This window comes from Labilithrix luteola, from assembly GCF_001263205.1.
Classification (GTDB): Bacteria; Myxococcota_A; Polyangia; order Polyangiales; family Polyangiaceae; genus Labilithrix; species Labilithrix luteola.
Genome location: NZ_CP012333.1, coordinates 947040 through 959886 on the forward strand (window position 1 = coordinate 947040; position 12847 = coordinate 959886).

Genomic DNA, 12847 nt, shown 5'->3' on the forward strand with positions numbered 1-12847 from the left:
CCCATTCTCCTCGAGAATCCGGGCGTTCTTCGCGATGGACTGCGATCGGCACCGCCGTTGCAGTTCCCTGGGAGCGTGGAGGTGGACCATGACGGCTTCCGTTCGGACTCTCGTTCTCGTTCCCGCGGCGTGCGTCGTGGCGCTGTTCGCCTGCAACCGTGACCGCACGGACACGAGCCGCGAGCGCACCGGCACGATGAGCGACAAGACGGGCGAGACCACGGTCACCGGCGCGCGGATCGTTCCAGTCTCCAACGAGATGGCCGTCGACAAGCTCGTGGTCGCGCGCTGCGAACGCGAAGCGGCCTGCAACAACATCGGCGCCGACAAGCACTACGCGACGCGCGAGGTCTGCACGGGCGAGGTCAGGGCCAAGACGGGCTCGGAGCTCCGCGCGAGCGACTGTCCGGGCGGCGTCGACAGCAAGCAACTCGACACGTGCGTCGACTCGATCCGCAAGGAGAGCTGCGACAACCCCATCGATTCGATAGCGCGGCTCATGTCGTGTCGCTCGAGCGATCTCTGCCTGCGCGCGCACTGACGACAAGACGCGCGCACCCCGAAAGGGCGCCCGGACCGGCCCGTTAACAAAACGACGGAGCCGGTCCGGGCGCGGACGTCTGCAAACGAACGCTCGATCGTGCGAAGCACGAGGCGCCTACGGCGCCTAACGACGTCGAGCGCGGCGGAAGGCGATGACACCGCCCATCGGCTGCGGCTCGGGATCGAGCGGGGGCAGAGCGAGGACGAGGCGCTCGATGCGAGCCATCGATTCTTGCGCGGCGCGCTCGGCGCGAAGCTCATCGAACTCGCCGTCGAAGACGAGCGCGAGCAAGTAAATCCCGGAGAAGGACAGCACCAGGTAGCACGAGCCTTCGCGCTCGACGTGCCGGAGATGGCGGCCCTTGTGCAGGTTGTCGAGCGCCGGAAGACGTCGAATCGCCGCAATGGCCCGACGCGTGAGCTCCGGCTCCTCGAGGTCGTCCTCCTCGGAGGTGAGCAGCGGCCTCGACTCGTCCGGCGCGATGCGCGATACACGCGGGTCGCTCGCATCTTCGAGGTCGCCCAGCCCCGTGTCTTGGCCGGCCTCGAGCATACCGGACTCGTCGGGAAGCGGGCCGGAAGACTCGTCTTGGGCGGCGAGCTCCCGATCGGAGACCTCGCGCAGGAACGTGTCCGTCGTCGCGCGCGGACGCATACGCACCGCGGCGCAGCCCCAGATCACCGGCGAGTCGACGTCGATGACCACGACATCCGTCGCCCGTGCGCGGAGCGAAAGTGCACGGAGCTCCTCGTGCAGCGACGAAACGACCGGCGGACGCGCTCGCGTGCGCTCCGACGGCGGCGACCCCAGTGCGTCGACGAAGGTATTCGCGAGGAGCGTGAGTCGTCGGGACAGAACGTCCCGTTCGTTCGGCGCCTCGGCAAAGGTCGCCACGACATGGCGGCCGTCCGGCAGGCGCGCGACGACGACGTTCGGTGCCTCGGGCGGCTCCTCCCCCTTTTCGAGAAGGCGCACGTCCTCGGCCGATAGCTCGCGCTTGGCCAGCGTCAGAAAGCGCTCGAAGGCGGTGGCGTCATCCATGGGCACCGGAAAACAGGGACTTCTACCACGACGCGTGCCAGGAGGGCCACCAGAGCTCGCGCCGTGACGACCTCGGTTTTCGCGACTAGTGTGCGCGCGCCTGCTGGCCGCGCTGGCCGCGGCGCGGAGACACGCGCCGCGCGGGCCGCTTTTTTCCTCCTTCGCTCTTGCCTCTTGCCTCTTGCCTCGCGTTTGTCGTCTGCCGCTGCTTTTTTCGATGCTGGGTCCCCGTTTCCGAGACCGCGTTCGCGACCACCTGCCAACCTTGCTTCTTCTGGCGGGGTCGTATGCGTTTCGGCTTCCGGCGCTCCTGAACGCCCGTTCGACCAACTCCGACGCGGCCGTCGTGGGGCTCCAAGCCATGCACATCCTGCGCGGGGAAGCGGCGCCGTTTCTCTGGGGGAGTGGCTACCAAACGGCCACCGACTCCTTCGTGGCCGCCGCGTTTTTCGCGCTCTTCGGCGCGTCGCCGCTCGTGCTGATGCTCTCGGCCCTCACGCTGCACGTCCTCGGGACGTGGTTCGTGTTCGCAACGCTGCGACGGCGCTTCACCTCGTGGACGGCGCTGCTCCTCACCCTCCCCCTCGTGGTGAGCCCGAGCTCGGTCCATAGCTATGCCCTGTATCCACCGCGCCAAGCATCGCTGACGCTCGCTCTCGCAGCGTTCTGGGCCATCGATTCGGCATCGGAAGGAAGCGAGCGCGCGCGCTGGACGTGGCTCGCCAGTGGTGGAGCGCTCGCGTTGCTCGCGGTGGGCGCCGATCCCTACCCGCTCGTGCTGCTACCGGCGATTGGCGTCTTCGGCCTGACCACGATCGCCCGCGATTCCCGCATCGAGCGATTCGGCACGATCGCCAAACGCTTCCAGGCGTTCGCTCTCGGCGCGGGACTCGGCCTTCTGCCGTTCATCCAGCTGCATCGGCTGGCGGGCGCCAAGAAGGGCCCCATGGGCCTCACCACCAACATGGTGAGTCATCACGTGCGCCTGCTCGTCGACGAGTGCCTGCCGTGGGCTCTCAGTTACAAGGTGTATTATGCACACCACGTGATGGACTACCTGCCGTGGGATGCGCCACTCGCATTTCGCCTGGTCGGTATCGTCGGCGCGGTGCTCCTCGGCGCCATCGTCTGCTTCGGGCTGGTCTCCCCCTTCGTACGCGCCATCCCGTGGAACATTCGCCGCCTCGGCTTTGCCGGCGCGCTCGCGTTCCCGACCGCCATCGGCGGGTTTCTCGTGTCGGTCATGGTCATGGACCATTTCTCGATGCGCTACCTGGCGGTGCTGACGCTCATGGCGCCGTTCGCGGCAGCCCCGGCCGCCCGCTTCCTCGGCACGCGTCGATTCGCGCTCGTGTTCGCGCCCCACCTCGTGGCTTCGGCGGTCGCGGGGTGGGTCGGCTACGGGCCCTTCGTTCGTGGTGCATTGCCCGTCATCGAGGCCCCCGAGCTACGCGACGACTACCAAGCCTTCGACCTGCTTCGCGCGCGCGGGATCACCTACGCCGAGGCCGACTACTGGACGGCGTACCGACTGACGCTGCTCGCGGACGAGAAGCTCGTCGTCGTTCCCACGAACGCCGTCGAGGACCGCTATCCGCCTTACCGGCGCGCCTTCGAATCCGCGCCCGTGTTCGCGTACGTCCACGATCCTGGCCGCTCGCGCGAGAACCTCGAAGGCGCCGAGAAGATGCTCGCCCAAACGAACGCGCAGGTCGAGAAGCTACACGCCGGCGCGCTCACGATCTTCGTCGTGACGCGGTAAGCGGAGTCGATCGGCGCCTCGCGTCATGGACGACGACAGCGTGACAACGATGCACCTGCCGGTGCATCGCGCCACGCAATCTGCCAGCGAGTGAACGTCGCTTCGAGCCACGATGATGGGACGCGTCAACCGCGAGCGTGCTCGACGTCTGCTCGCGTCATCGTCGTCCTTGCGTCTTCAGACGCAACGGCAACGCTCAGTCGGTGCACGGAACGTCGAAGTACGGATCGACGTCGTCTTGCTTGCTCGTCCGAACGACCGCTGCCTGCAAGCGGGTCTCGCTCGAGTGGCGGGCCTCGCTCGAACGGCGACGTAGACGAGCGCGGGTCTCGTGATCGGGGGAGTTGCGCTCACGCCCCCGAGCAACTGGAAGATGACGCGCCGCGGCTTGTTTTGAGTCGATCACGCTCATGGCGATCACTCATGAGAGCAAGCGACGTGCCTCTATGCCCGACTGACCGATCGCTGCACATTCCCCGCGATCTCGAGAATGCATGCGCATCGCAGTTCGCATTCACGTGTGAACGACGTGCCGCAAACGTGTTGTTCCCAACGCACGGGTTATGCTTGGTCGACGCGACCCGTCATGGCCTCGAAGCTCAGCGACTATCACCGCAAGCGACGCGCAGAAGCGACGAACGAGCCCTTTGGAGGCGAGGGCGGCGACGAAACGGCGAGCTCTGCGGAGGAGAGCTCGAGCACCCTCGCGGGCGCGTACGTCGTGCACCTGCACGATGCGACGAGGCGTCACTACGATTTGCGCCTCGAGGTTGGAGGCGTACTCGCGAGCTTCGCGGTGCCTCGCGGTCCGAGTCTGAACCCGGACGACAAACACCTCGCGGTGAAGACGGAGGACCACCCGCTCGAATACCTCGAGTTCGAAGACGTCATCCCCGAGTCGCTCTACGGCGCCGGGCCGATGATCGCATGGGACCGCGGCAAAGTTACGTATCTCGAAGGCCCGGCCGAACAGGAGATCGAGAGCGGGAAGCTCCACTTCGAGCTCCGCGGGCTGAAGCTGCGCGGACGCTGGGCTCTCGTGAAGCTCCAGAAGAGCGACCAGAAGAACCTGAAGGGCAACGAATGGCTGCTCTTCAAGAAGCAAGATGATCACGCGAGCAAGGAGAAGAGCCTCGTCGAGGAACTGCCGCGGTCCATCTACTCGGGCCTCACCGTCGAGGAGCTCGAGCGACGCGAAGCGATCGGAAAGGACTTTCTGGCGCGCGCCAAGAAGCTCGGGGCGCCCGGCCTCGATCCCAGCTTGGAGCTTCTCTCGCCGTCCCGAACTCTGCTGACGCCCGTCGCCGCTTGGCTCGACAAGGGGCTCGACAAGGGCGGCCGTGATTTCGTCTACGACGCGGACCTCGACGGCATCCGCGTGTTCGTGGCCCGCGATGGCGACGTGGTCACCGTTCAGCGCGACGGCGAAGGTCCAACGCCGCACGCCATCGAGATGTTCTATCCGGAGGTCGTTCGCGCCCTCCGCACGCTTCCGGTTTCGCGCGTCGCCTTCGATGGTCAGCTGGTGGCGTTCGCCGAGAGCGGCCATCCGAGCCTCTCGCTCCTCTCTCGCCGCGCAGCCCAGATCGCAAGAGGCGAGGCCGCGCAGGCAACGGTCGAGACGCCGGTCGTGTTCCTCGCGACGGACGTCCTCGTGCTCGGCGATCGCGACCTGCGCTCGGTCCCGCTCGAGAAGCGGAGAAGCCTCCTCGAAGCTCTCGTGCCTTCGCAAGGGGTGCTCCGCGCACCGCCTCCTGTCGAAGGACCGCTCGAGACCATCCTCGCCTTCTGCACCACACACGGCATCCCAGGCGTCGTCGCCAAGAAGAAAGGCGAGCCCTACGGATCCGGGTGGGCCTACGTCGCGAGCGAGGCGCCGAGGCGCTCGCAGGCGACCGTCATTCACGCCACGTCGAAGGTGGCGGCGTCTCCGCATCGCGTGACGGTCACGAACCGATCGAAGGTGTTCTGGCCAACCGAGGGCTACACGAAGGGCGACCTCTGCGACTACTACGAGGCCATCGCCGACGTGATCCTCCCGTACGTCGCGGAGCGGCCCGTCATCCTCGTAAGGTATCCAGACGGCATCGAGGGCAAGAACTTCTTCCAGTGGAACGTTCCGCCCGGCATGCCTGCCTGGGTACGCACGCTCGCCCTCCGCGACGACGAAGGTCGCCCGCGACGAGGCTTTCTCCTCGACGATCGCGCAACGCTCCTCTACGTGGCCAACCTCGCCGCGATTCCGCTGCACGTTCTCGCCGCGCGCGTGCCGAACCTCGACGTGGCCGACTTCTTCACGATCGACTTCGACGTGAAGCAATCGAGCCTGAAGAACGCCGTCACGCTCGCCAAGACGCTCCACGAGATCTTGGGCGAGATCGGTCTCCCCGGTTTCCCGAAGACCTCGGGACAGACGGGTCTGCACGTGCTGGTGCCGCTCGGCCCCGGCCAGACCTTCGAAACGGCGCGCGCGCTCGCCGATCTGCTCGGGCGCTTGCTCGTCGAACGATGGCCGGAGCTCGCCACGATGGAACGCATCGTCAGCAAGCGCGGTGCGAAGGTCTACGTCGACACGGGCCAGACAGGGACGACGCGCGCCATCGTGGCCCCCTACTCCGTGCGTGCCGTCGCAGGAGCCACGGTCTCCACGCCGATCGCGTGGGACGAGCTCGGCAAAGAGCTCGATCCGCGCCGGTTCACCATCAAGACCGTGCCGGAACGGACGCACGGCAAGATCGGCGACCCGATGAAGCCGATGCTCACGGCCCGCCCCGACATCGCCCGCGCCGTCAGCCGCCTTTCCGAGCTCGTGGGGCCCCTTTCGTCCCGCGCCCCCGACTCACGTGGCTCTCGCGGCCCGCGCGCCCCACGCGAATGACACGAATGGCCCTCGCCGACCGACGACTGAACGCGATCGAGGGCTATTTCCCCCAATCCGGGCACGACCGCGCTTGACACGGAAGCGCAGGCACGCCATCACCACGGCGCCGTGGCAGCCAGTTATTTCGACGTCGACGGGACCCTGGTTCGTACCAACCTCGTCCACCCGACGCTCTACTACCTCATGCACCAGCGCACGCCGATGCGCAGCCTGCAAAAGCTCGCGCGCGCAGCGCTCCGGGCCCCCCAGCTGATCTGGGCCGAGACGCAGGACCGGCGCATGTTCAACGAGATGCTGTTCACGGCCTACGAAGGCATCTCGCACGACCGCCTCCACATCCTGGCGGACGACGCGTTCGACAGCGTTCTCAAGGGCGCGATCTATCCGCACGCCAAGAGCCTCGTCTCGCGCTGCCGCGATGAAGGGCACGACGTCGTCCTCATCTCTGGCGCGCTCGACTTCCTCATGACCCGCCTCGCCGAGCACCTCGGCGCGACGCACGTCATCGCGAATCGCCTGGAAATCAAGGACGGCTACGCCACCGGCCGCCTCCTTCGCCCCGTCGTGGCCGGCCCCGAGAAGGCCCGGCTCATTCGCGAGCACGCCCGCGAGCGCGGCCATGATCTCGACCACTGCTTCGGGTACTCCGACAGCTACTCGGACGTGCCCATGCTGAGCGTCGTCGGCCATCCGGCCGCGGTGAATCCCGACAGCAAATTGGAGCGCCTCGCTCGCACCTACGGCTGGCCGGTTCTGACGCTCGACAAGAACACGAATTGAGCTCGAGCTGAGCCCAACTCCCAGCTAGAGCACGCCCTTTGGCCGTGCTAGACGCCTAGCCGCTCATGTCTCACCCGCTCGTCGTCACCCTGGATCGGAAGAGCGCTCCGCGCACCATCTTCTACGGCGATCGCCTCCTCGAGGTCGATATGCCGCCCGGCACGCGCGTCATCTACCCGAAGGCGCCGATTGCCCCCCTGAAGGACGTCGACGCGGCGATCCGTTACGCGATCAATCACCCGCACAACTCGGAGCCGCTCCACGCGAAGCTCCGTCCGGGGATGAAGGTCGTCATCGCGATCGACGACATCTCGCTGCCGCTTCCGCCGATGCGCAAGCCGGACGTCCGCGAGCGCGTGCTCACGGTCGTCTTGCAGATGCTCGCCGACCACGGCGTCGAAGACGTCAAGATGATCATCGCGACGAGCTTCCACCGTCGCATGACGAGCGACGAGATCCGGCACATCGTCGGCGACAAGATCCACGGCGCCTACTACCCCGATCGCCTCTTCAACCATGACGCGGAAGACGCGAAGAACATGGTCGAGATCGGCACCACCGATCACGGCGAGGTCGTCGAGCTCAGTCGCTATGCAGTCGAGAGCGATCTCCTCATCTACGTGAACTTGAACCTCGTCCCGATGGACGGCGGGCACAAGTCGGTGGCCGTCGGCCTCTGCGGGTACAAGAGCCTCAAGGCGCACCACAACCCGAAGGTCATGCGCGAGTGCCACTCGTACATGGATCCGAAGAGCTCCGCACTCAATACGAGCGTCGAGCGCATGGGCCGCCTCGCGAACTCGAAGTTGAACGTCTTCACCATCGAGACGACGATCAACAATCGCATGTTCGATCGCCCGCTCGAGTTCCTCGCCAAGAACGAGGACGACCTCTCGGGCATGGAGAAGGCGGCGCTCAAGGCGCTGAACGTCACGCTCTCGAAGGTGCCCCAGCCCGCGCGCCAGGCGATCTTCAACAAGGTTCCCTCGCCCTACGGCGTCACGGGCGTCTTCGCCGGCGAGACCGAAGCGGTCCACGAGCACACGCTCGCGCGCTGCTTCGAGCAGTACCTCGTGCCGGTGAAGGGCCAGGCCGACATCCTCGTGTGCGGCGTGCCTTACATCAGCCCGTACAACGTCAACTCGTTCCTGAACCCGCTGCTCGTGCAGGTCATGGTCAACGGCTACATGTTCAACATGTACCGGGGTAAGCCGCTCCTCAAGAAGGGCGGCACCATGATCGTGGCGCACCCCTGCACCGATCAGTTCGACAAGGAGCACCATGCTCCGTACATCGAGTTCGTGCACAACCTCCTCCCGGAGACGCGCGACGCGATGGAGCTGCACAAGCGCTTCGAGGCGAAGTTCGCTTCGAACCCGGCGTACATCCAGGCCTACCGCACGGGCCACGCGTACCACCCGGCTCACCCGTTCTTCATGTGGTACTGGGGCGAGGCCGGCCGTCAGCACACCGGCCGCGTGATCGTCGTCGGCGCCGACAACGAGTACATCCCGAAGCTGATGGGCTGGGAGACGGCGCGCACGATGAACGAGGCGCTCGAGATGGCGAAGGACACCGCGCCGCCGAGCCCGGAAATCACGCTCTTCCACTTCGCGCCAATGATGATGGCCGACGTCACGGTCTGACGCGCGTCTCAGAAGCGCAGAGCATCGAACGACCGTCCGACGTCACGCGCGTCGGGCGGTCGTTTCGTTTTGTCCGCTCTAGCTCGAAGCAACTTCCCTCTGTCCAGGCGACTGCTCGGAGATGGCACAGGAAGGGCGCAAGGGCGGAAGATTCGAGGGCGCAGAGAAGGCATCTGTCGGTGCACTCGCGGTGGTGGCTCCGGGCTCATCCCCCTATCCTTTCCGCCCTTCCGAACTTCCGGTGCCATCTCGGTCGATTCAGGGCTCTAGCGCTCGCCGAGGCGGTCGATGGCGTGCCTCAGTGCTTCTTGCATCGTGCGCATGGTGCGAACGCCGCCGAGCTCCATTCCGAACGAGACGATCGTCTGCGCCACGGCCGGTCGCAAACCGCAGAGCAGCGCCTCGGTGCCGACGAGACGCGCCGAGTGGAACAGCTGCAAGAGGTTCTGCGCCGTCGACGTGTCGACGACCTCGACGCCCGTGAGATCGATGATGGCGAACTTCGCGCGCTCGCGGATGATCGCCTGGAGCATCGTCTCGGCCATCTCGGTCACGCGATCACGATTGATGGTGCCGATGACGGGCAGGCAGAGAACGCCTTCCCACACCTTGAGGATCGGCGTGCCGAGCGCCTGGATCGTCGCGGATTGCGCACGCACGACGTCGAGCTGCGCGCGGAGCTCGTCATGGAGCTTCATGCGCTCCGTCGCGTCTTCGACCACCGCCACGCATCCGACGACCACGCCCGAGTCGTCGCGAATCGGCGTGGCGTTCATGACGGCGATGATCTCGTCGCCCGACGTCGCCGAACGATAGGCACCCTGGTACGAGGCAGGCGTGCCCGCGAGCGCCTGATCGACCGCGGGGATGATCCGCTGGTCGGGAATGTACGACATGCTCAAGCCGACGACGCGCTGGCGCGACGAGTGGAGGATCTTCGCGAGAGCGTCGTTGCAGTCGACGACGCGACGATCGGGATCGACCACGAACAGCCCAATCGCGGCACCTTCGAACGCCAGACGGAATCGTTCCGCCGTGTCCAGCACGTCGCGTGCACTCGTCGTCATCGAACAAAGTTCTATGCGAAGCCCCCCAACCTCGCCAGAAATGCTCCGTGAATTCTGGCGGCTCGTCGAGTTACCAGGGCACGGCCCCGCTCGGCCCTGCCCCGACGCTCGCCGTCAGTGGGCCGCGAGAAGCGCGGCGATCTGGGGCTCGATCGCCTCCGGCTTTTCGGGCGATTCGAAGCGGTGAACGACCTTGCCGTGACGGTCGACGAGGAACTTCGTGAAGTTCCATTTGACCGCGTCGGTGCCGAGCAGCTCGGGGAAGTTCTTCTCGAGGTGGCCGTAGAGCATCTCGGCCCCGGGCATCTCCTTGCTCAACGAGCCGGCCTGCTGGGCGCGCATGTACTGGTAGAGCGGGTGCGCGTTCGACCCGTTCACTTCGATCTTCGAGAAGAGCGGGAAGTGCACCGCGTAGCGCGTGGTGCAGAACGTCTTGATCTCGGTCTCCGTGCCCGGCTCTTGGTGACCGAACTGGTCACACGGGAAGCCGAGGATCTCGAAGCCCTCCTTCGCGTGCTTCTGATAGAGCGCCTCGAGCGCCTCGTATTGCGGGGTGAACCCGCACTTGCTCGCGACGTTCACGACGAGCAGCACCTTGCCGCGATAGCGATCGAGCTTCACCGGCTCGCCGTCGATCGTCTTCACTTCGAAGTCGTAGATCGGCGCGCTCGCACTCGAAGAGGAGGCCTTCGCGCTCGCCGTGGTCTCGCTCGCATTTGCCGCCGGCGTAGCAGCATTTCCTCCGCCGCACGCGACAACGAGAGCAGCACCTGCGAACGCGCAGATGACGAACGAAGAACGCAAGGAGCGACGAAGACTCATGGTCGCTCCTCTATAGCGCACGAGCGAAGGCGATCAGAATGCCTGCGGGCGGACCTTGGTGGGCGTCTTCGACGATGCCGTCGGCGCCGCCTTGGGAGCCGTTGCCGTAGGTGCAGCGACGTGGGTAGCCGCCGCCGTGGCCGCGGGTTTTGCGGCCGCGGTCGCAACCGGCGTTGCAGCGGGTGCGGGCGGCGTGGGCGCGGCGCTCGCCGTGGCGGTGGCGGGAGGCGGAGCGGGATCGGGCGCCGAGACCTGCGCGTTGCCCGAGCGCTGCGTGCGCCCCGTCACCGTGACGTTTCCGCCGATGTTCACGCGGGCATTGCCGCTCGCGTCGGCGAGGATCTTCGTTGCCTTCACCGAGCCGTTGATGATCGTGACCTGCGCGTTGCCCGTGGCTTCGATCGCCGTCGGCGCGCTGATCGTGCAGTCCGTGCAGCGGAAGTGGCAGTTGCCCGTAGCGCTGATGGCCGTCCCCACGGGGAAGTTCGCTTCGACGCCCTGGACGGCGATCTCGTCGTTGCCGGTGCAGGTGAAGGGCTCGGTACCGTCCCACACGAGGCTGGACATCAGCGAGCTGTGCTTCGAGCACTTGGAGAACGCCACGCCACCACCGCCGAGGCTCGCCGTCAGGACGACGACCATCCACACGATCCACGACATTTTGTACGCGGCGTTGTGGTGGTACGCGACCTGCTGCGCGACGGAGTCCTCGTCGTGATGCGAGGGCCCGCGCACGACGATGATCGCCGGAACGTGCTGCTGCGGAGGAGGAGGCGCCGCCACTCCTTGGAGCGACTCACGCTTGCAGTAAGGACAGTTGTAAGAGAACTGACCTGCCGTCGGATTGATCGGCGTCGGCGGGGGCGCTCCGCAGTGCGGACACAAGATCGGCTGCATGATGGGCTCGGCAGAATCTTACACGGCCGCGCCTCCGATGGAGCTGCCCATGGGTGTAGGAAGGTGACGTACGCGGCGTCAGTTGCCACGTTCCCGTGAGAGAAGCGCCTTCTTTCGCGATAGACCCCAGCGGTAGCCGCCCAGTTCGCCGTCTTCGCGGACGACGCGGTGGCAAGGCACGACGACCGCCACGGGGTTGTTTCCGCACGCGGTGCCCACGGCCCTCACGGCCCGGGGTGCGCCGATACGACGCGCCAGCTCCGAATACGAGACCGTCGCGCCGGCGGGGATCTCCCGCAACGCACGCCACACCTTCTGCTGGAAGGCGGTACCGATGAGGTCGACCGGAACGTTGCGCGTTGCCTCGGGCGATTCGACCATGGCCACGACTTCGCGAACGAGCGCGGCGAGATCGGAGTCCTGCGCCAACTTCACGGCCTCGATCGTCGCCTTCGGGAATCGGCGGCGCAGATCGTCGAGGAGCACGGCGTCCGAGTCACCGAACGCGGTTGCGCACACGCCCCGCTCGGTGACGGCAACGAGGACACGCCCCAACGAGCAGCGAGTGACGACCGCGCGGATCGCGATCCCCTCGCCGCCCTTGCGAATGGCCGACGGCGGCATCCCGAGCGCGCCGCTCGCTTCTTCGTAGAAGCGGCTGCTCGATCCATACCCCGCGTCGTGGAAGGCCGAGGTGACGTTGGCGCTCTCGCGCAAACCTCGGTCGACGCGCTTCAGACGATAGGCAGCGAAGTACTCGCGCGGCGTCATCCCCGTCCCGGCCTTGAAGAGCCGGTGGAAGTAGTGCGGGCTCAACTCCATGGCCGTGGCGAGAGACTCCAAGCTCGGCACGCCCTCGGACGCTTCGATGAGCCGGCATGCGCGCTCGACGAGCATCGCGTGGCGCTCTTCCTGCGATGCTTCGCGAGGCTTGCAGCGTTTGCACGGCCGATAGCCGGCGCGCTCGGCGTCGTCGGGCGTGCGGTGAAAACCGACGTTCTCCCGACGCGCGAGGCGAGCGGCGCAGCTCGGCCGGCAGTACACGCCGGTGGTCACGACCGAATAGTAGAACTGACCATCCGCGTGAGGGTCGCGCCGGCGAATCGCTTCGTAGCGCTCCGCATCGAGGTCCTTCGAGGTCGAGCTTTCGGTGAAGCGATCGGTGAACATGGGGGGCTCCTTGCCGTCGTTGCCCTTCACCATGCGCGCGGGAGCTCCGCTTCGCGCTCCGGTCCTTGCTTTCGAATTCGAAACGGACCGCGCCATGTTCCGCACTCTAGCTACTGCGCCAGCGCTTTGCGAAATGTCGCCAGCTCGCTGACGCTCGAGGTGCCAACCGAACGAACGGGCTCGACCAACGTGCACAATACACATTCTTCGAGCACCCGAGACGTCGCGGGGACAGGC

Annotated in this window: 11 protein-coding genes; 5 read left to right on the forward strand and 6 right to left on the reverse strand. The window is 66.3% G+C overall.

The genetic code is table 11. From position 1 onward, the window contains the following. The first annotated feature begins 88 nt into the window (after positions 1–88). Positions 89–541 (forward strand): DUF6184 family natural product biosynthesis lipoprotein, encoded by a 453-nt coding sequence (locus AKJ09_RS04335; protein WP_146645911.1) that lies wholly within the window; start codon positions 89–91, stop codon positions 539–541. Between the two features lie 126 nt (positions 542–667). Here AKJ09_RS04335 and AKJ09_RS04340 read toward each other — a convergent pair whose 3' ends face one another. Further along, positions 668–1585 carry a hypothetical protein gene (locus tag AKJ09_RS04340; RefSeq protein WP_146645912.1) on the reverse strand — a complete coding sequence of 306 codons (918 nt, stop codon included), beginning with the start codon at positions 1583–1585 and terminating at the stop codon, positions 668–670. 217 nt (positions 1586–1802) lie between these two features. Here AKJ09_RS04340 and AKJ09_RS04345 point away from each other — a divergent pair, with 217 nt between their 5' ends. Then, entirely contained in the window at positions 1803–3347 is a 1545-nt protein-coding gene (locus tag AKJ09_RS04345; protein WP_146645913.1) for a glycosyltransferase family 39 protein, read from the forward strand. Positions 3348–3543: 196 nt separating this feature from the next. Here AKJ09_RS04345 and AKJ09_RS04350 read toward each other — a convergent pair whose 3' ends face one another. Next, positions 3544–3759, reverse strand: a complete 216-nt coding sequence (locus tag AKJ09_RS04350; protein WP_146645914.1) for a hypothetical protein — start codon at positions 3757–3759, stop codon at positions 3544–3546. A 174-nt stretch (positions 3760–3933) separates the two neighbouring features. On the opposite strand from AKJ09_RS04350, the gene ligD reads away from it, so the two are divergent. The 3 genes from ligD to larAH all read left to right on the forward strand — a co-directional run bounded on the left by ligD (position 3934) and on the right by larAH (position 8654). Then, the gene (ligD, locus tag AKJ09_RS04355) at positions 3934–6225 is read left to right on the forward strand and encodes a non-homologous end-joining DNA ligase LigD (protein ID WP_169927244.1); all 2292 of its coding nucleotides are present in this window, start codon (positions 3934–3936) and stop codon (positions 6223–6225) included. Between the two features lie 111 nt (positions 6226–6336). Next, on the forward strand, positions 6337–7008 hold the full coding sequence (locus tag AKJ09_RS04360) for an HAD family hydrolase (protein WP_146645916.1): 672 nt from the start codon (positions 6337–6339) through the stop codon (positions 7006–7008). A gap of 65 nt (positions 7009–7073) precedes the next feature. Further along, entirely contained in the window at positions 7074–8654 is a 1581-nt protein-coding gene (gene larAH / locus AKJ09_RS04365) for an NPN-dependent hydroxyacid isomerase, LarAH14/15/16 family (RefSeq protein ID WP_146645917.1), read from the forward strand. 266 nt (positions 8655–8920) lie between these two features. On the opposite strand, the gene AKJ09_RS04370 is transcribed toward larAH, so the two are convergent. The 4 genes from AKJ09_RS04370 to ada form a co-directional block, all read right to left on the reverse strand. Continuing rightward, positions 8921–9721, reverse strand: a complete 801-nt coding sequence (locus tag AKJ09_RS04370; RefSeq protein ID WP_146645918.1) for a PAS domain-containing protein — start codon at positions 9719–9721, stop codon at positions 8921–8923. A 114-nt stretch (positions 9722–9835) separates the two neighbouring features. Beyond that, a complete protein-coding gene (locus AKJ09_RS04375) occupies positions 9836–10381 on the reverse strand; it encodes a glutathione peroxidase (protein WP_240488930.1) in 546 nt (181 codons plus the stop codon). Between the two features lie 195 nt (positions 10382–10576). After that, positions 10577–11440 carry a hypothetical protein gene (locus AKJ09_RS52655; RefSeq protein ID WP_169927245.1) on the reverse strand — a complete coding sequence of 288 codons (864 nt, stop codon included), beginning with the start codon at positions 11438–11440 and terminating at the stop codon, positions 10577–10579. 78 nt (positions 11441–11518) lie between these two features. After that, positions 11519–12706 (reverse strand): bifunctional DNA-binding transcriptional regulator/O6-methylguanine-DNA methyltransferase Ada, encoded by a 1188-nt coding sequence (gene ada, locus AKJ09_RS04385; RefSeq protein ID WP_240488388.1) that lies wholly within the window; start codon positions 12704–12706, stop codon positions 11519–11521. Between the last annotated feature and the right edge of the window lie 141 nt (positions 12707–12847).

Excerpts from the sequence above, each read along its gene's own strand:
- AKJ09_RS04335 (WP_146645911.1), top strand. The coding sequence starts at position 89 with ATGACGGCTTCCGTTCGGACTCTCGTTCTCGTTCCCGCGGCGTGCGTC.
- AKJ09_RS04340 (WP_146645912.1), bottom strand. The coding sequence starts at position 1,585 with ATGGATGACGCCACCGCCTTCGAGCGCTTTCTGACGCTGGCCAAGCGC.
- AKJ09_RS04345 (WP_146645913.1), top strand. The coding sequence starts at position 1,803 with ATGCTGGGTCCCCGTTTCCGAGACCGCGTTCGCGACCACCTGCCAACC.
- AKJ09_RS04350 (WP_146645914.1), bottom strand. The coding sequence starts at position 3,759 with ATGAGCGTGATCGACTCAAAACAAGCCGCGGCGCGTCATCTTCCAGTT.
- ligD (WP_169927244.1), top strand. The coding sequence starts at position 3,934 with ATGGCCTCGAAGCTCAGCGACTATCACCGCAAGCGACGCGCAGAAGCG.
- larAH (WP_146645917.1), top strand. The coding sequence starts at position 7,074 with ATGTCTCACCCGCTCGTCGTCACCCTGGATCGGAAGAGCGCTCCGCGC.
- AKJ09_RS04370 (WP_146645918.1), bottom strand. The coding sequence starts at position 9,721 with ATGACGACGAGTGCACGCGACGTGCTGGACACGGCGGAACGATTCCGT.
- AKJ09_RS52655 (WP_169927245.1), bottom strand. The coding sequence starts at position 11,440 with ATGCAGCCGATCTTGTGTCCGCACTGCGGAGCGCCCCCGCCGACGCCG.
- ada (WP_240488388.1), bottom strand. The coding sequence starts at position 12,706 with ATGGCGCGGTCCGTTTCGAATTCGAAAGCAAGGACCGGAGCGCGAAGC.